Genomic DNA, 19,608 nt, shown 5'->3' on the forward strand with positions numbered 1-19,608 from the left:
GGGCGGCGGCCCGGTCCCGTGCGGCGGGTGCGGCCGGCGGCCATCCGGGGTGTCAGCCCCGTCCGTGCCGCAGGGCCGGGTGGGCGCCCGCGGCGACCAGGTCGGCCACGGCGCCCTTCGGGTCGCGGCCGGTGACCAGGGACTCGCCGACCAGGACGGCGTCGGCGCCGTCGTTGGCGTAGGCGATCAGGTCGTGCGGGCCGCGCACGCCGGACTCGGCGATCTTGATGATGCCGTCCGGGATCTCGGGGGCCACGCGGGCGAAGGTGTCCCGGTCCACCTCGAGGGTCTTGAGGTTGCGGGCGTTGACGCCGATGATGCGGGCGCCGGCGTCCACCGCGCGCTGGACCTCGTCCTCGTCGTGCACCTCGACCAGCGGGGTCAGCCCGATGGACTCGGCCCGCTCGATGAGGGAGACCAGGGCCTCCTGCTCCAGCGCGGCCACGATCAGCAGCGCCAGGTCGGCGCCGTACGCGCGGGCCTCCCACAGCTGGTAGGCGGTGACGATGAAGTCCTTGCGCAGGATCGGGATGTCGACCTTGGCGCGGACGGCCTCGAGGTCGGCGAGCGAGCCGCCGAAGCGGCGCTGCTCGGTCAGCACGCTGATGACGGCCGCGCCGCCCGCCTCGTAGTCGGCGGCGAGCCCGGCGGGGTCGGCGATCGCGGCGAGCGCGCCCTTGGACGGGCTGGAGCGCTTGACCTCGCAGATCACGCTGACGTTCTCGCCGCGCAGGGCGGCCGCCCCGTCCCTGGCCTGCGGGGCCTTCGCCGCGCGCTCCTTGAGCTCGTCGAGGCTGACGCGCGCCTGCCGCTCCGCGAGGTCGGCACGGACTCCGTCGATGATCTCGTCGAGCACACTCACGCGAGCGGCCCCCTTCCGGACTCGGATGGTCTGGGCTGGTGCGGTGCGATATCACCTCACCAGGCATCTGCGATGGTACTTGCCGGAGGGCGAAGGTTTCGCATCCGGTTGACGCCGGTCTCGCCGGGCGGACCCCCGAATGGACGCCCGGCGGGGGCCTCCGGCGCCGCTCAGGGCGCGAGCGCCGACCCGAACGGCAGGTTCCGTACGAGCGTGAAAACGAGCAGGACGCCGCCCAGCGCCCACCAGTGCCGGGCCCGCGGGGCGAGCGGCAAGCCCCCGCCGGGGCCGAGGGCCCTGGCGAGCCACAGGGCCCACAGCACGGCGAAGGCCGCGTAGCCGGCGACGGCCAGGGCGTTGGCGCCCAGCGCGCCCGCCAGGTCCCCGTGGGCCAGCGCGTACAGGCCGCGCAGGCCGCCGCAGGCCGGGCAGTACAGCCCCGTCCAGCGCAGCAGGGGGCAGGCGGGGTAGTGGCCGGGCCGGTTGGGGTCCACGGCAGCGACCCCGGCGACGGCCGCGCCGATGCCGGCGGCCACGCCCAGGGGCGCGGCCAGGCGGTGGGCCAGGGGCCCGCGTGCGGAGGCGCTCACACTGCCGAGTGTCCGCCGGAAAACGCGAAGGCGCAGCTCAGGGCCCGTCTTCTGGCGTCCGTACGGGCCCGGGCCGCGCCATGGCGAGGCAGGCGGGAGGTCAGGCCTTCTGCCCCTGGGCCTTCACGCCGCCCTTGGGAACCATGCCCATGCCCATGGCGCGCATGACGCCGCCGACGACGCCGCCGAGGGCCACCACGACCATGCCGGCCCAGAAGCCGACGGGCTTGGCCGCCACGACGAACGCACCGGAGATGCAGAAGCCGATGAAGGCGATGGTGACACCGGTCCAGGCCGCAGGGGTGTGGCCGTGGTCGCTAGCCGACATGAGTTGACTCCTCGTTGCTGTATCGCGCCCGCGGGCGCAGAGATCGCTCGGGGACATTGTCCCCGACGCCCCGGGCCGCCGTGCGCCGGGGTTGGCGTGTCACGCCGCCGCCTTCAGCGGCCGGCTTCGCCGGTGGGGTCCTCGCCGCGGTCGAGGGCCTTCCACAGCTCCTCGGGGCGGTCGGGGTCGACGGCGGCGCGCGGACGGCGCGGGCGGGGGGTGCCGTCGCGCTCGTAGCGGCCGGACATGGTGGGCCAGCGGCGTCCGTAGCGCACGGCGAGCAGTCCGGCGAGGAACAGCAGCGCGCCGCCGGCGACGGCCACCCACGGCCAGGCGGTGTGGGTGACGTCGCCGATGGTGGCCTGGGTGTTGCCGGCGACCTTGGCGGCCTTCTCCTCCAGCGCGCCGGTGTCGTCCGCGCCGACGAGCGCGGCCGCCACGGTGCCGGCGCCGCTGAGGGCGAGCAGCACCGCCACCACCAGACGGCCCGCGCCGCGCACCGCGAAGACGGCGACGAGCGCGGCCAGGCCCACCACGGCCAGCGCGCCCGGCAGGGCGGTGACGTCCTGGCCGCTGGCCTGCTCGGCCAGGGTGCCCTGGGCGGCGGGGGCGCTGCCCTCGGACCAGGTGCGGCCGCCCGACAGCAGGACGAGCGCGGCGCCGGCGGCGCCGAGGAGCAGGGCGGCCCCCACGCTGCGCCGGGCGGTGCGGGGGTGGTGGGGTGGGATGCGGCTACGGTCACGGTTTCTACTATCGCTGGTCCTTGTGGGTGGTGCGGGAGCGGGGTGCGGCCCGGTGGTCCGGTTGTGCCCACCCGTTCCGCCCTGCGGAACGACTGCCCACAACCGGTCAGCCCAGGCGGTTCGCCGTGTGGACGGCCCGTAGGACGGCCGCCGCCTTGTTGCGGCACTCGGCGTCCTCGGCCGCCGGGTCGGAGTCGGCGACGACGCCGGCGCCGGCCTGGACGTAGGCGGTGCCGTCGCGCAGCAGCGCGGTGCGGATGGCGATGGCCGTGTCGGAGTCCCCGGCGAAGTCGAGGTAGCCGACGCAGCCGCCGTACAGGCCGCGCGGCGTCGGCTCGAGCTCCTCGATGATCTGCATGGCGCGCGGCTTGGGCGCGCCGGACAGGGTGCCGGCGGGGAAGCAGGCGGTGAGCACGTCGAAGGCGGTGCGGCCCTCGGCGAGCCGGCCGGTCACCGTCGAGACGATGTGCATCACATGGCTGTAGCGCTCGATCGACATGAAGTCGACGACCTCGACGCTGCCGGGCTCGCAGACCCGGCCGAGGTCGTTGCGCCCGAGGTCGACGAGCATCAGGTGCTCGGCGCGTTCCTTGGGGTCGGCCAGCAGTTCCTCGGCGAGCGCCGCGTCGGCCTGCGGCGTGGCGCCGCGCGGGCGGGTGCCGGCGATGGGGTGCACCATCGCGTGCCCGTCCTCGACCTTCACCAGCGCCTCGGGGCTGGAGCCGACGACGTCGAAGCCGTCGAAGCGGAACAGGTACATGTACGGGCTCGGGTTCGTCGCCCGCAGCACGCGGTAGACGTCCAGCGCGGAGGCCGTGCAGGGCGTCTCGAACCGCTGCGAGGGCACCACCTGGAAGGCCTCGCCGGCGCGGATGCGCTCCTTGATCTCCTCCACGGCCGCCATGTAGTCGGCGCCGCCCCAGCGGGCGGTGTACTCCGGCAGCTCGGAGGGCGGCAGGACGGTGGGGTCGGAGGGGACCGGGCGGCGCAGGTCGGCGGCCATCGCGTCGAGCCGGGCGACGGCGTCGGCGTAGGCCTCGTCGACCCCGGTCGCCAGGTCGTTGTGGTTGATCGCGTTGGCGATCAGCAGGACCGTGCCGTTCCAGTGGTCGAGGACGGCGAGGTCCGAGGTGAGCAGCATGGTGAGCTCGGGCAGGTCCAGGGCGTGCGGGCCGGGGCCGCCGGCGTGCTCGCCGATCCGCTCGAGGCGGCGGACGATGTCGTAGCCCAGGTAGCCCACCATGCCGCCGGTGAAGGGCGGCATTCCGGCACCCTCTATGAGGTCGCGCGGGGTGTGCAGGGCCTCCACGGTGGCCCGCAGGGCGGCGAGGGGGTCGCCGTCGGTGGGGACGCCGACGGGCGGGGTGCCGAGCCAGTGGGTGCGCCCGTCGCGCACGGTGAGGGTGGCGGCGCTGCGCACGCCGACGAAGGAGTAGCGCGACCAGGTGCGGCCGTTCTCCGCGGACTCCAGCAGGAAGGTGCCGGGGCGCTCGGCCGCCAGCTTGCGGTAGAGGCCCACGGGCGTGTCGCCGTCGGCGAGGAAGCGCCGGGTGACGGGGATGACCCGGCGGTCCTGGGCCAGCGTGCGGAAGGTGTCCGCGTCGGGGGTGACATCCCCGGGGGAGACAGTTGCGGTGGTGGCAGCCATGGCAGCGGAGCCTACTGGGCGAGCGGGAGCGAGTCGGCGTCGAAACAGGTGCGCGTGCCGGTGTGGCAGGCCGGGCCGGTCTGGTCGACCTTCACCAGGATGGTGTCCGCGTCGCAGTCCAGGGCCACCGACTTCACCTGCTGGACGTGGCCGGAGGTGTCGCCCTTGACCCAGTACTCCTGGCGGCTGCGGCTCCAGTAGGTGCAGCGGCCGGTGGTCAGGGTGCGGTGGAGCGCCTCGTCGTCCATCCAGCCCAGCATGAGCACCTCGCCGGTGTCGTACTGCTGGGCGATGGCGGGGACCAGGCCGTCGGCGTCGCGCTTGAGGCGGGCGGCGATGGCGGGGTCGAGGGCGGAGGAGGGGCAGGCGTTGCCGGTCATGTGCTCCATTGTGCCCGCGTCGCGGCGAGGCGTTCGCCGTCGGCCGTGCCGGGCGGGGCGCGGCGGCATGGCCGGGCGGGAGTGCCGGTCGTAGGGTGACGCCATGTCAACTCATGCCCAACGCGAACGTCTGCTCCTCGCCGACCTGTTGGAGATGGTGGGCCCCGAGGCCCCGACGCTCTGCGGCGGCTGGCGCGCCCGTGATCTCGCCGCGCACGTGGTGGTGCGCGAACGGCGCTCCGACGCGGCCGCCGGCATCGTGTTCAAGCCGCTGGCCGCCCGCCTGGAGCGGGTGCAGGCGGAGTTCGCCGCCAAGCCCTTCTCGGAACTCGTCCAGCTCATCCGCACCGGGCCGCCGCGCCTGTCGCCGTACGCCCTCAAGCCGGTGGACGAGGCGGCGAACACCGTCGAGTTCTACGTCCACACCGAGGACGTGCGCCGCGCCCAGCCGGAGTGGACGCCGCGCGAGCCGGACTCCGTCTTCGCGGACGCGCTGTGGAGCCGGCTGGAGCGCACGGCCCGGCTCCTCGGCCGCCGCTCGCCCGTGGGGCTGGTGCTCAGACGCCCCGACGGGCGCACGGCCGTCGCCCACCGGGGCACGCCGGTCGTCACCGTCACCGGGGAGCCCGGCGAGCTGGTCCTCTTCGGCTTCGGCCGCCAGGGCGTGGCCCGGGTCAAGACGGAGGGCGACGAGGACGCGCTCGCGAAGCTACGGGAGGCGAAACTGGGTATCTAATGGGCTCGGGGGCCGCATCGGACACTCACACCCGACGCATGGAAGAAGGCTCCGACCATGGCTTTCCCCAACAGATCCCGCTACGGCGACTCCTCGTACGGGTCCTCGTACGGATCGCCGCACGGGCCCTCGTACGGCCCCCTGTACGCGTCCTCGGCAGGGACCGGCGTCTCCCTGGGGCTCCTGCTGCTGCGCCTGATGCTGGGGCTCATCATGATGGGCCACGGCACGCAGAAGCTCTTCGGCTGGTTCGGCGGGCCCGGGCTCGACGGGACGGCGAAATTCTTCACCCTGTCGGGCTACCCGGCGGGTAAAGCCATGGCTGTGGTGGCCGGGCTCAGCGAGACGCTGGGCGGGGCGGGGCTGTTCCTGGGGCTGCTCACACCGCTCGCCGCGGCGGCGGTCCTGGGCACCATGATCAACGCGCTGGGCGTGACGTGGGGGGCCTTCTTCCTGCCCCAGGGCGTGGAGTTCACCCTTCTGATCGCCGTCGGGGCCACGGCGCTGGCCCTGACCGGGCCCGGGGCCTACGCGGTGGACCGCTTCCTGCCGGTGCTGCGGACGAACCGGTTGGCGTACGGGGTGGCCGCGATCGCGCTGGCGGTGGTGGCGGGAGCCGTGTTCCTGCTGATCCGGGACTGAGGGGCGAGAGCCGGAGAGGCCGGAGGAGCCGCGTGACGCGGCGCCTCCGGCCCCTGGCCGGGCTCAGCGGACCGGGTGCCCCGCGTCCCGCAGCGCGCCCTTGACGTCCGCGATCCGCAGGTCGCCGAAGTGGAAGACCGAGGCGGCCAGCACCGCGTCCGCGCCGGCCTCGACCGCCGGGGCGAAGTGCTCCAGGCGGCCGGCGCCGCCGCTGGCGATGACCGGGACCACGACGTGCTTGCGCACGGCCCGGATCATCTCCGCGTCGTAGCCGTCCTTGGTGCCGTCCGCGTCCATGGAGTTCAGCAGGATCTCCCCGGCGCCGAGCTCGGCGGCCCGGTGCGCCCACTCGACGGCGTCGAGGCCGGTGCCCCGGCGGCCGCCGTGGGTGGTGACCTCGAAGGAGCCGGAGGGGGTGCGCCGCGCGTCGACCGACAGGACCAGGACCTGCCGGCCGAAGCGCTCGGCGATCTCGCGGATCAGCTCGGGCCGCTCGATCGCGGCGGTGTTGACGCCGACCTTGTCGGCGCCGGCCCGCAGCAGCTTGTCGACGTCCTCGGCGGTGCGCACGCCGCCGCCGACGGTGAGGGGGATGAAGACCTCCTCGGCCGTGCGGCGCACCACGTCGTACGTCGTCTCGCGGTTGCCGGAGGAGGCCGTGATGTCCAGGAACGTGAGCTCGTCGGCGCCCTCCCGTCCGTAGACGCGGGCCATTTCGACGGGGTCGCCCGCGTCGCGCAGGTTCTGGAAGTTGACGCCCTTGACGACCCGGCCGTTGTCCACGTCCAGGCAGGGGATGACTCGCACGGCGAGGGTCACGCCGGTTCTCCTCTGAAAGCTTCTACTTCTACTTCGACCAGGACGCGCGAGTCGACGAAGCCGGAGACCACCACCAGGGTGGCGGCCGGCCGGACGTCCTCGAAGAGCTCCTTGTGGGCCCGGCCGACGGCGTCGACGTCGCGCGCGTGGGTGAGATACATGCGGGTGCGGACGACGGACTCGGCGCCGAGGCCGAAGCGCTTCAGCGCCTCGAGCGCGTTGCCGAACGCCACCAGCGTCTGCTCGTACGGGTCTCCCTCACCGTGGAGGACTCCCCTGACCAGGGGCATCGTCCCGGCCACGAGGACCCGGTCCCCGGCCGCCACGGCACGTGCGAATCCGATCGACTCTTCCCAGGGGCTGTCAGTCTGCACGCGCTGCGGGGCCGGGGTCTGACTCATACGGACACTGCCTCCAGAGCCTCTTCCAAGGTGAACGCCTTGGCGTAGAGGGCCTTGCCGATGATGGCGCCTTCGACCCCCTGAGGTACCAGGGTGGCGAGCGCACGCAGATCGTCAAGGGAGGAGACGCCGCCGGAGGCGACGACCGGCTTGTCGGTGGCCGCGCAGACGTTCTTCAGCAGCTCCAGGTTGGGGCCCTGGAGGGTGCCGTCCTTGGCGATGTCGGTGACGACGTAGCGGGCGCAGCCCTCGGAGTCGAGGCGGGCGAGGGTCTCGTAGAGGTCGCCGCCGTCGCGGGTCCAGCCGCGGCCGCTCAGGGTGGTGCCCCGCACGTCCAGGCCGACGGCGATGCGGTCGCCGTGCTCGGCGATGACCTTGGCGACCCATTCGGGGGTCTCCAGGGCGGCGGTGCCGAGGTTGACGCGGGTGCAGCCGGTGGCGAGGGCGGCGGCGAGCGAGGCGTCGTCGCGGATGCCGCCGGACAGCTCGACCTTGATGTCCATCGAACGGACGACCTCGGCGACCTGGGCGCGGTTGTCGCCGGTGCCGAAGGCGGCGTCCAGGTCGACCAGGTGCAGCCACTCGGCGCCGGAGCGCTGCCAGGCCTGGGCGGCGGTCATCGGGTCGCCGTAGGAGGTCTCGGAGCCGGACTCGCCGTGGAGGAGACGGACGGCCTGCCCGTCCCGGACGTCGACGGCGGGCAGGAGTTCAAGCTTCGGCATCACAGCGTCTCGATCCAGTTGGTCAGCAGCCGGGCTCCGGCGTCGCCGGACTTCTCGGGGTGGAACTGGGTGGCCCACAGCGGCCCGTTCTCCACGGCGGCCACGAACGGCTCGCCGTGCCTGGCCCAGGTGACCTTGGGGGCGCGGATGTTGGCGTTGCCGACCTCCAGCGTCCACTCGCGCACCGCGTAGGAGTGCACGAAGTAGTAGCGGGTGTCCGCGTCCAGGCCCGCGAAGAGCTGGGAGTCCTCGGGCGGGGCGACGGTGTTCCAGCCCATGTGCGGCACGACGTCGGCCTTGAGCGGCTCGACCACGCCGGGCCACTCGTCGAGGCCCTCGGTCTCCACGCCGTGCTCGATGCCGCGTTCGAAGAGGATCTGCATGCCGACGCAGATGCCCATGACGGGACGCCCGCCGGAGAGCCGGCGCCCGATGACCCAGTCGCCGCGCGCGGCGCGCAGCCCCCGCATGCAGGCGTCGAAGGCGCCGACGCCGGGGACGAGCAGCCCGTCGGCGTTCATGGCCTTGTCGTAGTCGCGAGTGATCTCGACGTCCGCGCCGACGTGGGCCAGGGCCCGCTCGGCGGAACGGACGTTGCCGAAGCCGTAGTCGAAGACGACGACCTTCTTGGCGGGGGAACTCATGACCACAGCCCTTCGATACGCATCACACCGGCGGTCAGGCACATCGCCGCACCGATCCCCAGCAGCGTGATCACGCTCTTGGGCATGCCCTGCTTGAGGAAGGAGACGATGCCGCCGATCAGGAACAGCCCGACAACGATCAGAACAGTCGACAGGCCTGTCACAGCGCACCCTTCGTGGACGGGAGAATTCCAGCCGCGCGCGGGTCGCGCTCGCTGGCGTAGCGCAGGGCCCGGGCGAGGGCCTTGAACTGGCACTCGACGATGTGGTGGGCGTTGCGCCCGTACGGGACGTGGACGTGCAGCGCGATCTGCGCCTGCGCGACGAAGGACTCCAGGATGTGCCGGGTCATCGTCGTGTCGTACGCGCCGATCATCGGCGCCATGTTCTCGGGCTCGGTGTGCACCAGGTACGGCCGGCCGGAGAGGTCCACGGTGACCTGGGCGAGGGACTCGTCCAGGGGCACGGTGCAGTTGCCGAAGCGGTAGATGCCCACCTTGTCGCCGAGGGCCTGCCGGAAGGCGGCGCCGAGCGCGAGCGCGGTGTCCTCGATGGTGTGGTGGGTGTCGATGTGCAGGTCGCCGTCGGTCTTGACGGTGAGGTCGAAGAGGCCGTGGCGGCCCAGCTGGTCGAGCATGTGGTCGTAGAAACCGACCCCCGTCGACACGTCGACCTGCCCGGTGCCGTCGAGGTCTATCTCGACCAGGACGGATGTCTCCTTGGTGGTGCGCTCGACGCGGCCCACTCGAGTCATCAGTTGTTCTCCTTGCGAAGGGCGCGTACCGCGTCCAGGAACGCGTCGTTCTCCTGCGGGGTGCCCGCGGTGACCCGCAGCCACCCCGGCACGCCGTTGTCCCGTACCAGGACGCCCTGGTCGAGGATGGCCTGCCAGGCGGCGTGGCTGTCCTCGAAGCGGCCGAACTGCACGAAGTTGGCGTCCGAGTCGGTCACCTCGCAGCCCATGGCGCGCAGCTCGGTGACGATGCGGTCGCGCTCGGCCTTGAGCTGCTCGACGTAGCCGAGCAGCGTGTCGGTGTGCTCCAGGGCCGCGAGCGCGGTGGCCTGGGTGACGGCCGACAGGTGGTACGGCAGCCGGACGAGCTGGACGGCGTCGACGACGGCCGGGGCGGCGGCGAGGTAGCCCAGGCGCAGCCCGGCGGCGCCGAACGCCTTGGACATGGTGCGGGAGACGACGAGGTGGGGCCGGCCCTCGATGAGCGGCAGCAGTGAGGGGCGGTGGCTGAACTCGCCGTAGGCCTCGTCGACGACGAGCATCGAGGGCTTCGCCGCCTGCGCGGCCTCGTACAGCCGCAGGACCGTCTCCTCGTCGACCGCCGTGCCCGTGGGGTTGTTGGGCGAGCAGACGAAGACGACGTCGGGGCGGTGCTCGGCGATGGCGGCCACGGCCGCGTCGACGTCGATGGTGAAGTCCTCGCGGCGCGGGCCGGAGATCCAGCCGGTGCCGGTGCCGCGCGAGATCAGGGCGTGCATCGAGTACGAGGGTTCGAAGCCGATCGCGGTGCGGCCGGGCCCGCCGAAGGTCTGCAGCAGCTGCTGGAGGACCTCGTTGGAGCCGTTGGCGGCCCAGACCCCGGCCGCGGTGACCTCGTGGCCCGTGGTGCGGGTGAGGTAGGCGGCGAGCGCGGTGCGCAGCTCGACCGCGTCCCGGTCGGGGTAGCGGTTGAGGTGCCGGGCGGCCTCGGCGACGCGCTCGGCGATGCGGGCGACGAGGGCGTCGGGCAGGGGGTAGGGGTTCTCGTTGGTGTTCAGGCGTACGGGCACGTCGAGCTGGGGGGCGCCGTACGGGGACTGGCCGCGCAGCTCGTCCCGGATGGGGAGGTCGTCCCAGGGGGACGAGGGGGATGTGTCCGTCACTTGCCGTCCGGAACCTTCCAGTCGAACCTCGCCTTGACCGCCGCGCCGTGGGCGGGCAGGTCTTCGGCCTCGGCCAGCGTCACCACGTGCCCGGCGACCTCGGCCAGCGCCTCGCGGGTGTAGTCCACGACGTGGATGCCGCGCAGGAAGGACTGCACCGACAGCCCGGAGGAGTGGCAGGCGCAGCCGCCGGTGGGCAGCACGTGGTTGGAGCCGGCTGCGTAGTCGCCGAGCGAGACGGGGGCGTACGGGCCGACGAAGATCGCGCCGGCGTTGCGCACCCGGGCGGCGACCTCGGCGGCGTTCTCGGTCTGGATCTCCAGGTGCTCGGCGGCGTAGGCGTCGACGACCGCGAGGCCCTGCTCGATGCCGTCGACCAGCACGATGCCGGACTGGCGGCCGCCGAGGGCGGGCACGATCCGGTCCTCGATGTGCTTGGTGACCGCCACCTGCGCCTCGAGTTCCTTCTCGACGGCGCTGGCGAGCTCCTCGGAGTCGGTGACGAGCACCGAGGCGGCCAGCGGGTCGTGCTCGGCCTGGCTGATCAGGTCGGCGGCGACGTGCACCGGGTCGGCGGTGTGGTCGGCGAGGACGGCGATCTCGGTCGGGCCGGCCTCGGCGTCGATCCCGATGCGGCCCTTGAGCAGGCGCTTGGCCGCGGCGACCCAGATGTTGCCGGGGCCGGTGACCATGTTGGCGGCGCGGCACTCGTCGGTGCCGTAGGCGAACATGGCGACGGCCTGGGCGCCGCCGGCCGCGTACACCTCGTCGACGCCCAGCAGCGCGCAGGCGGCCAGGATCGTGGGGTGCGGCAGGCCGCCGAAGTCCGCCTGGGGCGGGGAGGCGACGGCCATGGAGCCCACGCCGGCCTCCTGGGCCGGGACGACGTTCATGATCACGGACGAGGGGTAGACGGACCGCCCGCCCGGCACGTACAGCCCGACGCGCTCGACGGGCACCCAGCGCTCGGTGACCGTGCCGCCGGGGACGACCTGGACGGTCGTGTCGGTGCGGCGCTGCTCGCGGTGGACGAGGCGGGCGCGCCGGATGGACTCCTCCAGGGCCGCGCGCACGGCGGGGTCGAGCTCCTTAAGGGCGCGCGTGAGCGCCTCGGCGGGCACCCGCACCCGCTCGATGCGCACACCGTCGAAGCGTTCCGCGTAGTCGATCAGGGCCGCGGTGCCGCGATGATGCACGTCGTCGCAGATGGGCCGCACCTTCTCCAGGGCGGCCTCGACGTCGAGCTCGGCACGGGGCAGCAGGTCGCGGTCGATGCCGTTCACAGGGAAGGCGTCGCCGCGCAGATCGATTCGGGAGATCACATGGCCAATTGTCTCAGACCCGTCCCGGCACACGGCTCCCCGTACCACTCAGTGATACGGGGCCAAAGTGTTGATCTTTTTCTGACCGAGGCCGGACAATCGGCCCTCACCAGGGGTGTTCGAACAGTCACCCGAAGGGAATGGGGCCCCTGACCGGGCGCCACAGGTGAAGGGAGGGACGAGCGTGACCGATCCACACGACGGCGGGCCGCCCGCGGACCTCGAGCTGACCGCCGTCGAGCGGGACATGTGGGAGGCGTTCCGCAACGGCACCACACACGACTTACGCACCTCCAGCCCCGAGCAGAACGATCCCTCCGCCCCCTACACCTGGGGCGCCGACCGCAGCGTGCGTGCCCGCGTCGTCGCCCTGCTGCTCCTGAACGCCCCCTCCGCCCGCCCCGGCCGGGTGGCCGCGCTCAAGCTCAACGGCGTGCAGATCACCGGCACCCTCGACCTGTCCGGCGGCACCGTCGTGCCCTACGTCGAGCTCCACAACTGCCGCTTCGAACAGCAGCTGCTCCTGCCCGAGAGCACCTTCACCACCCTGCGCCTGGTCGGCTGCGCCATCCCCCGGGTCGAGGCCGCGCGCATCCGCACCGACGGCGACCTCCACCTGCCGCGCTGCGTCGTCCAGCACGGCATACGCCTGACCGACGCCCACATCGGCACGGACCTGCTGCTCAACCAGCTGGTGGTGCGGCGCGACCGGCGGGGGGTGTCCATAGCCGCCGACGGGATGACGGTCGGGCAGGACCTGCAGGCCGAGATGATGCGCTCGCACGGCGAGCTGAGCATGCGCGGCGCCACCATCGGGGCCTCGCTGAGCCTGCGCGGCTCCACCCTCAACAACCCCTACGGGCGCCGCGCCCTCAACGCCCCCCAGCTGACCGTCGAACGCACCCTCTACCTCACCTCCGCGGGCCTGGGCGGCTCCCGCTTCGCGGGCGGCGCCACTCCCCGTACGGCATCTCCACCACCCCGCCCCCGACCGCGGCCCCCGGCTGCGGCGCTTCGAGTGCCTGGGCGGGGCCCGGCTGGACGACGGGCGGTTCGGGGACGCGGTGGACCTCAGCCAGGCCCGGTTCGTGATGGAGGCGGACCAGGAGCTGTCGCTGCGCCGCGTCCAGACGCCCGAGCTGCGCTTCCTCGGCGAGCGGCAGGAGCGCGGGCGGGTGGTGCTGTCGGGGGCGCGGGTGGTCAACCTGGTCGACCGCTACGACAGCTGGCCGGGCCCGGGGGGCCTGGTGATGGCCGGCTTCACCTACGAGAACCTGATACCGCTGGGCTCCTTCCCGCTGGCCCGCCGCCTGGACTGGGTGGCCGCGGCCACGCCCGAGTACGCCCCGGAGCCCTACGAGCGGCTGGCGGGCGCCCTGCGCTCGAGCGGCGAGGACGCCGACGCCCGGGCGGTGCTGCTCGCCAAGCAGCGCCGCCGGCGCGAGACGCTGCCACCGGCCGGGAAGGCGTGGGGGTACCTGCAGGACTGGACGGTGGCCTACGGCTACCGCCCGGGGCGGGCGGCGGTGTGGATGGCGGTGCTGTGGGCGCTGGGAGGCTTCTACTTCTCCTACCGCCCGGTGCCACCCCTCAAGGAGGGCGAGGGCCCCGCCTGGAACCCCGAGCTGTACACCCTGGACCTGCTGCTGCCCGTCATCGACCTGGGCCAGGGCGCCGCCTGGCGCCCCACCGGCGGCCAGCAGTGGGCGGTGGCCGTCCTCACCCTCCTCGGCTGGATCCTCGCCACGACGGTGGCGGCGGGAGCCTCCCGCCTGCTGCGCCGGCAGTGAAATCCCCGGCCCGTCCGTCCGCACGGCCATTAGGCTTACCCGCCGTGACCACCGCGCGCCTTCCGATCTTCCCGCTGAACTCGGTGCTGTTCCCCGGCCTCGTGCTGCCGCTGAACGTCTTCGAGCAGCGGTACCGCACGATGATGCGCGAACTGGCGCAGCTCCCCGAGGACGCGCCGCGCCGCTTCGGCGTGGTCGCCATCCGCGACGGGCACGAGGTGGCGCCCAGCGCCCCGGGCCTGCCCGACGACGCCCGCCCGGAGCCCGGCCCGGCCTCCGGCTTCGGCCCCGACCCGCTGCGGTCGTTCCACACCGTGGGCTGCGTCGCCGACGCGGCCACGATCCGGCGGCGCGAGAACGGCACGTACGAGGTCCTGGCCACCGGCACCACGCGCTTCCGGCTGCTGTCGGTGGACGCCTCGGGCCCGTATCTGACGGGTGAGGTGGAGGAGATCGAGGAGCGGCAGGGCGACGAGGCCGGCGCCCTCGCCGCCGGCGTCGTCCGGGCGTTCCGGGCGTACCAGAAGCGGCTGGCCGGGGCGAGCGAGACGTCGCTGGCCCGGCAGGCGGAGCTGCCCGGCGAGCCGCGGGTGCTGTCCTACCTCGTGGCCGCGGCCGCGGTGCTGGACACCCCGGCCAAGCAGCGCCTGCTGCAGGCGCCCGACACGGCGTCCCGGCTGACGGAGGAACTGCGGCTGCTGCGGGCCGAGACCGCGGTGATAAGCAAGCTGCCGTCGCTGCCGGCCGTCGATCTGACCCGGCGCCCGACCAGCCCCAACTAGGCATCAGCCCCAACCGGACGGAGGACGACCGCCGTGGCGAGGAAGTCCAGCGGGAACGGGGCGAAGGCGGGCGCGGGCGCGACGCCCGCGATCGTCGCCCTCGAGCGGGCGGGCACGGCCTTCTCCGTGCACTCCTACGAGCACGACCCGGCCGTCGCCTCCTTCGGCGAGGAGGCGGCGCGGGCCCTGGGCGTGGAGCCGGGCCGGGTCTTCAAGACGCTCGTGGCCGACGTGGACGGCGCGCTGACCGTGGCTGTCGTGCCGGTGTCCGGCTCGCTGGACCTCAAGGCGCTGGCGGCGGCGGTCGGCGGCAAGCGGGCGGCGATGGCGGACCCGGCGGCCGCCGAGCGCGTGACGGGGTACGTCCGGGGCGGGATCTCCCCGCTGGGTCAGCGCAGGCGCCTGCCGACCGCGCTGGACGCCTCCGCGCGCTCCCACGCCACGATCTGTGTCTCGGCGGGTCGGCGGGGCCTGGAGGTCGAGCTCTCCCCCGCCGACCTGGCGCTTCTGACGGGCGCGGTGATCGCCCCGATCGCCCGCGGCTGAGCCGTGGCCCGTGCGGGGTCTGGACGGCGAGGGCGCCCTCCGCTACGACCGAGGGGCGGGCCGCCGCGTGGGCGGCCGCGCACAGGGAGGGACGCCCATGTCGAAGCGCACCCGCAAACGCCGCTGGCGCCTGAAGAAGGGCCGCGCCAACCACGGCCGCCGGCCGGCCTAGCGCCGGGCCGGGGCCGGGCCGGGGCGGACACGCCCTAGTTCTGCTCCTCCGCGTCCTGCGCGGGCGGGGTTCCGGGCCGGGACCAGTGGAGTTCCGGCCCGGCCTCGGGCTCGGGGTCGCGGGGGCCGAAGAGGGCCGTCAGGCCCAGGTGGACGGCCATGGCCGCCAGCGGCCAGGCCAGCAGCATGCCCTTGGCGGCGAGCTTGATCGGCGCGTCGAAGACCACGCCCTGGCCCACGGCGCGGGCGTGCCCGGCCACGTCGGCCGTCGGGCCGAGCCAGACGCCCAGCCGCCAGCCGATCAGCGAGGCCAGCAGCGAACCCGCCGCGAGGCCCGCCACGATCGCGATGCCGCCCTTGCGGTAGCAGAGGAAGACCACGGCCGCGGCGACCGCGCCGAACACCAGGCCCAGCAGGCCGAACCAGCCGTCCGCGCCGACGGCCTGCTCGCCCTCGGTGTTGCTGAGGTAGACGGCCTTGCCGTCGGAGATCAGGGGAACCCTCGGCGCCAGCCACAGCCACAGCAGCCCCAGCAGTACGCCGCAGAGCGTCACGAACGCCAGGATCACCGCGCCCTGCCGCAGCTCCGTACGGGTCTCCTCGGACAGGCCGGGCGCGGTGTCCGCGGCCTCGTCCCCGGTGTGCTGCGGAAGGTCCGGGCCGGAGCCGGGTCCGGGTTCGGAGGGGGAGTTGCCGTGCGGCGTCAGCGGTGCGGTCACCCCGCCATCGTGCCAGGTGGACGCGGACGCCCCGGAGCCAGGACGGTCGCTGCGGCGCGTCACCGCACGGCCGCCCGGCGGTAGGCCCACGTCGCCGCCGCCAGCGACACCACGCCGACGGCCGCGCACACCCCGAGGTCGGCCGCCGTCCGCAGCCAGTCGGGGTGCGCGTCGAAGCTCCGCGCCAGCGCCTCCACGCCGTAGGTGGAGGGCAGCAGGTCGCGCGCGTAGGCGACCGGCGCCGGCATGTGCTGGGCCGGCAGCACGCCCAGCAGCAGCGCCGCCGACATGCCCAGCTGGCCGCACAGCGTCGCCAGCTCCTGGCGCGGGGCGAGCAGGCCCAGGGCGGCGCCGAGCCCGGCGAGGGCCGCGCCGGCCAGCGGGATCACCGCGACCAGCACCCACAGGTGCGTCATCGGCAGCCCGAACAGCACGCTGCCCACCACCGCCGTGACGGCCGTGCCGGGCGCGGTGAACGACGCGTACGCCCCGGCCGCCCCCAGCACGACGGCCGCCGGCGGCACCGGCAGCGTCGCGTAGTGGTCCAGGCCGCCGCTGGCCCGCAGCTGGCCGAAGTACTGGGCCAGGAGGTTCAGCGCGACGAACGCCACGACCAGGACGCTGGACCCGGCCACCACGGCGCGCGCCTCGGCCCCGCCGTCGACGACGCCGCGCATCAGGATCATGATGCCGACGGACTGGAACGTGGCCACGAACAGCAGCGGGATCCGCGCCACGCGGGCGCGCGAGAGCTGCGCGCGGTAGACCGCCGCCAGCGCGGGCAGCAGCCGTGCCCTGGGCGCGAGCGGGGCGGGGCCGCCGTCCTCGGACCACGGCCGGGGGGCGGACGCGGCGGGCGCCTTCCCCGACACCGCTTCGGCGGATACAGCAGTCACGCGGCACAGCTCCTGTTCGGTCCGGTCGGGACGGCCCTCACCCCTTCATCAGCCCCTTCTCGCGGCCGCCCAGGGCGAGGTAGACGTCCTCCAGGCTGGGCGTGGCGAGCGTGAAGTCGTCGAGCGCGGCGAAGGCGGGGCCGCCGGTCACGGCGGCGACGGCGGCGCGCGCCTCGGCGGGGCCGAGCCGCAGCGACCAGCGGCGGCCGGTCTCCTGGGCGGACTCGCGCAGGGCCGCGACCTCGGGAACGTCGAGCGGCGGGGCGTCCCGCCAGACCAGGTCGACCCGTACGTCGTCGCCGACGAGCTCCTTGAGGCCGGCCGGGGTGTCGCAGGCGATGATCCGGCCGCGCTCGAGCACCGCGACGCGGTCCAGCACGGTCTCGGCCTCGATGACGTTGTGGGTGACCAGCAGCACCGTGGCCCCTCGCTCGGCGCGCCGCCGGTCGACGGCGGCCCACACCGCGCGGCGGGCCACCGGGTCCATGCCGGTGGTCGGCTCGTCCAGCACCAGCAGCGGGCGGTCGCCGACCAGGGCGGCGGCGAAGCAGGCGAGGCGGCGCTGGCCGCCGGAGAGCTTCTTCAGCGGCCGTCCGGCGAGCGGGGTCAGGCCCAGTTCGTCGAGGACGGCGTCGCGCTCGGCGCGGGCCGTGCGCAGGTCCAGGCCGCGCAGCCGGCCGGTGGTCTCGGCGGCGAGGGCGACGGTCAGCTCGTCGAGCGCGGTGGACTCCTGGCCCAGGTAGCCGACGAGGCGGGAGGCGCGCTCGGGGTGGCGGACCAGGTCGTGGCCGAGGAGCTCGACGCGGCCCTCGTCGGGTCGCAGCAGGCCGGTGAGCTGGCGTACGAGCGTGGTCTTGCCGGCGCCGTTGGGGCCGAGCAGGCCGAAGATCTCGCCGCGCCGGACGTCGAGGTCGATGCCGTCGCTGGCCCGCACGGGGGCCGCGGCGGGTTCCCCACGCCGGGAGCGCGCGGGGGGATAGGTCTTGACGAGCCCGCGCACGGTACACACCGTCTCGCCCGCGGTATGCCGCGAGGAGCCGCCCCGCTCCGCCGTTTTCGTGCCCGTTCTCACGAGCTATGAGGGTACGCGCCCCGCCCGCCGCGGCTCGCCGCGGGGGCGGGATTCGGCGCGGCAGGAACAACCGGGAAGGAACAACAGGGACACCGTGTGCTCGGCGGGTCAGTCCCCGGCCGGCGCGTGCTCGGCCGCCGTACGGGTGTCGATCTCACGCCAGAAGCCCGCCCGGATCGCGTACCGGTCGTGCTCGTCGATCTGGTCGTCCTTGTGGGCGAGGAGGCCGAAGCGGGCCGCGTAGCGCAGGAGCTCGCCGTCGATGCGGTGGGGGATGCGGGGGTACTCGGTGGAGAGGTGCTGGAGGTGGACGGCGTCGGTGAGGCGCTCGGCCCAGCGGCGGGCGAAGACCTGGCCGACCTCGAAGGGGTCGCCGCCGACGGTGGTGATGTCCTCCTCGCGGTCGGCCCAGCGCTGCTCGGCGCTGGTGAGCTGGGCCAGCATCGGCAGGGAGGCGGTTTCGGGAGGCTCCCCGAGGCTGCTGCCGGCGCCGCGTTCGACCCAGCCCTTGTCCGAGGACCAGCGCAGGGTCGCGTTCGGCGTGCCGGGGGCGTGCCGCCGTTCTGCGCGGCGGCGGTGGCCGGGGTGGGCCGGTCGGGGCCCGGTCCCCGGCCCAGTCCGGCGAGGTCCTTCGGGGTGGGCACGCCGCGGACGGCGGGCGCGGTGTCGGCGCCGTCGCCGTTCACGCACGGCACGGGGGCCGGGGCGGGTCGTGCGGTGCCGTTGTGCCCGGCCTCGGTCCGGGCCTCCGCCGTGTGACCGGCGGCCGCGGCGGCGGCCGCGGCCGTCTCCGGCAGCGGGGCGGCGAGGATGGCGGCGATCTCGGGCCGGGGCGCGGGGGCGGGGCGCACACGCCGGTGAGCTCCTTGGCCCGTACCGCGCGGGTGATCCACGTGCGGTCCAGGACGCGCCGCTCGTCGGCCTCGGCGACGAGGTCCTCGGACTGGTTGTAGTCGCCGTCGGCGGCCTGCACGGCCCACAGGTGGACGGCGACGCCGTGTTCCTTGGCGGACATCAGCCCGGGCAGCAGGTCGCCGTCGCCGGTGACCAGGACGATGTCGGAGCAGGCGCGGTTGCGGGCGAGCTCGGTGAGCTCGGCGTGCATGGCGGCGTCGACGCCCTTCTGCGCCCAGCGGCCGTCGCTGCGGGTGAGAGCGCCCAGCCGGACGGTGACGCGGGACATCACCCGCAACCGCCGGTGCTCGGGCTGGGGGACGCGGTCGGGGGCGCCGTCGAACCAGTAGATGCGCAGCAACGGGCGCTGGGTGTCGGCTTCGGCGCGTTCGCGCAGGCCCTGGATGAGGGTTGCGTGGTCGACGGTGATACGGGACCGGGCGGGTTCCCCGGCCAGCAGGCTCGCGGCGGCGCCCAGCAAATACCCGGCGTCCACCAGGACGACGCAGCGGTCCACGTTCCACCCTCTTTTCCCGGGTTTCCCCTGATTCCAGAAGTGCGGTCGCCCCCCGGCACAGGCGTGCCCCGGTTCCGTTGGCTTTCCCAGGAGTCTGCCCGACCGGGCGGGGGTTATCAGTCCGAACTGGATCTTCGGCGTGGCGGATACGGGCAGCGGCCGATAAGTACCCCTGTCACCTACGGTAATTACCCGAAATGCACCTTTGGCCGGTGCGTGCGAGGCTGGTCGCCAGGGGGAGTCACCCCGACGCGGAGGCGCAGCAGCATGGCGAAGAACAAGAAGCAGGACCGGAGCCAGCAGAAGTCGAGCGCGGCCGAGCGCGGCACTCAGCAGGCCAAGAGCTCGTCCATGGAGTCCCAGGGGCAGGAGCGGGCCACTCGGGTCACCCCCGCGGACGTCGCGCACAAGGGCCGCCAGAAGCGCTTCGGCCACAACTGACCGGCGCTTGGATGCGCTTGAGGGGCGCACCCGCTCACAGCGGGTGCGCCCCTCGCGCATGATCAGCG

Annotated in this window: 23 protein-coding genes and 2 pseudogenes; 7 read left to right on the forward strand and 18 right to left on the reverse strand. The window is 74.1% G+C overall.

What is annotated here, in order from left to right:
• Positions 1-52: 52 nt before the first annotated feature.
• The 6 genes from trpC to hisI form a co-directional block, all read right to left on the reverse strand.
• Positions 53-862, reverse strand: a complete 810-nt coding sequence (trpC, locus tag J1792_RS28560; RefSeq protein WP_086570977.1) for an indole-3-glycerol phosphate synthase TrpC — start codon at positions 860-862, stop codon at positions 53-55.
• A gap of 170 nt (positions 863-1,032) precedes the next feature.
• On the reverse strand, positions 1,033-1,452 hold the full coding sequence (locus J1792_RS28565; protein WP_242705061.1) for a DUF2752 domain-containing protein: 420 nt from the start codon (positions 1,450-1,452) through the stop codon (positions 1,033-1,035).
• A 100-nt stretch (positions 1,453-1,552) separates the two neighbouring features.
• Entirely contained in the window at positions 1,553-1,780 is a 228-nt protein-coding gene (locus J1792_RS28570) for an HGxxPAAW family protein (RefSeq protein ID WP_086570981.1), read from the reverse strand.
• A gap of 113 nt (positions 1,781-1,893) precedes the next feature.
• Positions 1,894-2,508, reverse strand: coding sequence for a TIGR02234 family membrane protein (locus J1792_RS28575; protein ID WP_207248688.1), 615 nt, complete (start codon positions 2,506-2,508; stop codon positions 1,894-1,896).
• Between the two features lie 121 nt (positions 2,509-2,629).
• Positions 2,630-4,171 (reverse strand): anthranilate synthase component I, encoded by a 1,542-nt coding sequence (locus J1792_RS28580; RefSeq protein WP_207248523.1) that lies wholly within the window; start codon positions 4,169-4,171, stop codon positions 2,630-2,632.
• An 11-nt stretch (positions 4,172-4,182) separates the two neighbouring features.
• Positions 4,183-4,551, reverse strand: a complete 369-nt coding sequence (gene hisI, locus J1792_RS28585) for a phosphoribosyl-AMP cyclohydrolase (protein ID WP_207248524.1) — start codon at positions 4,549-4,551, stop codon at positions 4,183-4,185.
• 103 nt (positions 4,552-4,654) lie between these two features.
• Here hisI and J1792_RS28590 point away from each other — a divergent pair, with 103 nt between their 5' ends.
• Together J1792_RS28590 and J1792_RS28595 are read left to right on the forward strand one after the other, a co-directional pair.
• Positions 4,655-5,287 (forward strand): TIGR03085 family metal-binding protein, encoded by a 633-nt coding sequence (locus J1792_RS28590; RefSeq protein ID WP_207248525.1) that lies wholly within the window; start codon positions 4,655-4,657, stop codon positions 5,285-5,287.
• Positions 5,288-5,344: 57 nt separating this feature from the next.
• Positions 5,345-5,929: a DoxX family protein gene (locus J1792_RS28595; RefSeq protein WP_207248526.1), complete on the forward strand. Its 585-nt coding sequence runs from the start codon at positions 5,345-5,347 to the stop codon at positions 5,927-5,929.
• Positions 5,930-5,992: 63 nt separating this feature from the next.
• Here the strand turns inward: J1792_RS28595 and hisF are convergent, their stop codons facing one another.
• Genes hisF through hisD form a run of 8 tightly spaced genes read right to left on the reverse strand, consistent with a single transcriptional unit; the run spans position 5,993 to position 11,712 of the window.
• Positions 5,993-6,748, reverse strand: a complete 756-nt coding sequence (gene hisF / locus J1792_RS28600) for an imidazole glycerol phosphate synthase subunit HisF (protein WP_207248527.1) — start codon at positions 6,746-6,748, stop codon at positions 5,993-5,995.
• A complete protein-coding gene (locus J1792_RS28605) occupies positions 6,745-7,149 on the reverse strand; it encodes a RidA family protein (protein WP_207248528.1) in 405 nt (134 codons plus the stop codon). The genes hisF and J1792_RS28605 overlap by 4 nt, the downstream gene beginning before the upstream one ends.
• A complete protein-coding gene (priA, locus tag J1792_RS28610) occupies positions 7,146-7,871 on the reverse strand; it encodes a bifunctional 1-(5-phosphoribosyl)-5-((5-phosphoribosylamino)methylideneamino)imidazole-4-carboxamide isomerase/phosphoribosylanthranilate isomerase PriA (protein ID WP_207248529.1) in 726 nt (241 codons plus the stop codon). Before priA ends, J1792_RS28605 begins: the two co-directional genes overlap by 4 nt.
• Complete coding sequence (hisH, locus tag J1792_RS28615; RefSeq protein WP_207248530.1) at positions 7,871-8,515, reverse strand: imidazole glycerol phosphate synthase subunit HisH; 645 nt, start codon at positions 8,513-8,515, stop codon at positions 7,871-7,873. Before hisH ends, priA begins: the two co-directional genes overlap by 1 nt.
• Entirely contained in the window at positions 8,512-8,679 is a 168-nt protein-coding gene (locus J1792_RS28620; RefSeq protein ID WP_179199165.1) for a CG2302 family histidine operon protein, read from the reverse strand. Before J1792_RS28620 ends, hisH begins: the two co-directional genes overlap by 4 nt.
• A complete protein-coding gene (hisB, locus tag J1792_RS28625) occupies positions 8,676-9,269 on the reverse strand; it encodes an imidazoleglycerol-phosphate dehydratase HisB (RefSeq protein ID WP_207248531.1) in 594 nt (197 codons plus the stop codon). The genes J1792_RS28620 and hisB overlap by 4 nt, the downstream gene beginning before the upstream one ends.
• A complete protein-coding gene (locus J1792_RS28630) occupies positions 9,269-10,390 on the reverse strand; it encodes a histidinol-phosphate transaminase (protein WP_207248532.1) in 1,122 nt (373 codons plus the stop codon). The genes hisB and J1792_RS28630 overlap by 1 nt, the downstream gene beginning before the upstream one ends.
• A complete protein-coding gene (hisD, locus tag J1792_RS28635; RefSeq protein WP_207248533.1) occupies positions 10,387-11,712 on the reverse strand; it encodes a histidinol dehydrogenase in 1,326 nt (441 codons plus the stop codon). Before hisD ends, J1792_RS28630 begins: the two co-directional genes overlap by 4 nt.
• Positions 11,713-11,959: 247 nt before the next feature.
• Here hisD and J1792_RS28640 point away from each other — a divergent pair.
• The 4 genes and pseudogenes from J1792_RS28640 to J1792_RS36190 all read left to right on the forward strand — a co-directional run bounded on the left by J1792_RS28640 (position 11,960) and on the right by J1792_RS36190 (position 15,002).
• Positions 11,960-13,502: pseudogene (locus J1792_RS28640) on the forward strand (oxidoreductase).
• 44 nt (positions 13,503-13,546) lie between these two features.
• Positions 13,547-14,284, forward strand: a complete 738-nt coding sequence (locus J1792_RS28645) for an LON peptidase substrate-binding domain-containing protein (RefSeq protein WP_207248534.1) — start codon at positions 13,547-13,549, stop codon at positions 14,282-14,284.
• Positions 14,285-14,317: 33 nt separating this feature from the next.
• A complete protein-coding gene (gene ybaK / locus J1792_RS28650) occupies positions 14,318-14,830 on the forward strand; it encodes a Cys-tRNA(Pro) deacylase (RefSeq protein WP_207248535.1) in 513 nt (170 codons plus the stop codon).
• A 97-nt stretch (positions 14,831-14,927) separates the two neighbouring features.
• Positions 14,928-15,002, forward strand: coding sequence for a 50S ribosomal protein bL37 (locus tag J1792_RS36190; protein ID WP_466319588.1), 75 nt, complete (start codon positions 14,928-14,930; stop codon positions 15,000-15,002).
• Positions 15,003-15,036: 34 nt separating this feature from the next.
• On the opposite strand, the gene J1792_RS28655 is transcribed toward J1792_RS36190, so the two are convergent.
• The 4 genes and pseudogenes from J1792_RS28655 to J1792_RS28670 form a co-directional block, all read right to left on the reverse strand.
• Positions 15,037-15,720 carry a hypothetical protein gene (locus tag J1792_RS28655; protein WP_179198793.1) on the reverse strand — a complete coding sequence of 228 codons (684 nt, stop codon included), beginning with the start codon at positions 15,718-15,720 and terminating at the stop codon, positions 15,037-15,039.
• 59 nt (positions 15,721-15,779) lie between these two features.
• The gene (locus J1792_RS28660) at positions 15,780-16,616 is read right to left on the reverse strand and encodes an ABC transporter permease (RefSeq protein WP_086567440.1); all 837 of its coding nucleotides are present in this window, start codon (positions 16,614-16,616) and stop codon (positions 15,780-15,782) included.
• A 37-nt stretch (positions 16,617-16,653) separates the two neighbouring features.
• Positions 16,654-17,625: an ABC transporter ATP-binding protein gene (locus J1792_RS28665; protein ID WP_086567442.1), complete on the reverse strand. Its 972-nt coding sequence runs from the start codon at positions 17,623-17,625 to the stop codon at positions 16,654-16,656.
• A gap of 171 nt (positions 17,626-17,796) precedes the next feature.
• Positions 17,797-19,099: pseudogene (locus tag J1792_RS28670) on the reverse strand (NYN domain-containing protein).
• Between the two features lie 267 nt (positions 19,100-19,366).
• On the opposite strand from J1792_RS28670, the gene J1792_RS28675 reads away from it, so the two are divergent.
• Positions 19,367-19,540: a hypothetical protein gene (locus tag J1792_RS28675; protein WP_179198794.1), complete on the forward strand. Its 174-nt coding sequence runs from the start codon at positions 19,367-19,369 to the stop codon at positions 19,538-19,540.
• The last annotated feature ends 68 nt before the right edge of the window (positions 19,541-19,608 follow it).

The organism is Streptomyces triculaminicus (genome assembly GCF_017349075.1).
Classification (GTDB): Bacteria; Actinomycetota; Actinomycetes; order Streptomycetales; family Streptomycetaceae; genus Streptomyces; species Streptomyces triculaminicus.

What these genes read in the sequence shown, in the direction of transcription:
- hisB (WP_207248531.1), bottom strand. Translation starts at nt 9,269, where the DNA reads ATGACTCGAGTGGGCCGCGTCGAGCGCACCACCAAGGAGACATCCGTC.
- J1792_RS28675 (WP_179198794.1), top strand. Translation starts at nt 19,367, where the DNA reads ATGGCGAAGAACAAGAAGCAGGACCGGAGCCAGCAGAAGTCGAGCGCG.
- J1792_RS28595 (WP_207248526.1), top strand. Translation starts at nt 5,345, where the DNA reads ATGGCTTTCCCCAACAGATCCCGCTACGGCGACTCCTCGTACGGGTCC.
- J1792_RS28570 (WP_086570981.1), bottom strand. Translation starts at nt 1,780, where the DNA reads ATGTCGGCTAGCGACCACGGCCACACCCCTGCGGCCTGGACCGGTGTC.
- J1792_RS28580 (WP_207248523.1), bottom strand. Translation starts at nt 4,171, where the DNA reads ATGGCTGCCACCACCGCAACTGTCTCCCCCGGGGATGTCACCCCCGAC.
- J1792_RS28605 (WP_207248528.1), bottom strand. Translation starts at nt 7,149, where the DNA reads ATGAGTCAGACCCCGGCCCCGCAGCGCGTGCAGACTGACAGCCCCTGG.
- hisI (WP_207248524.1), bottom strand. Translation starts at nt 4,551, where the DNA reads ATGACCGGCAACGCCTGCCCCTCCTCCGCCCTCGACCCCGCCATCGCC.
- J1792_RS28590 (WP_207248525.1), top strand. Translation starts at nt 4,655, where the DNA reads ATGTCAACTCATGCCCAACGCGAACGTCTGCTCCTCGCCGACCTGTTG.
- hisH (WP_207248530.1), bottom strand. Translation starts at nt 8,515, where the DNA reads ATGAGTTCCCCCGCCAAGAAGGTCGTCGTCTTCGACTACGGCTTCGGC.
- priA (WP_207248529.1), bottom strand. Translation starts at nt 7,871, where the DNA reads ATGCCGAAGCTTGAACTCCTGCCCGCCGTCGACGTCCGGGACGGGCAG.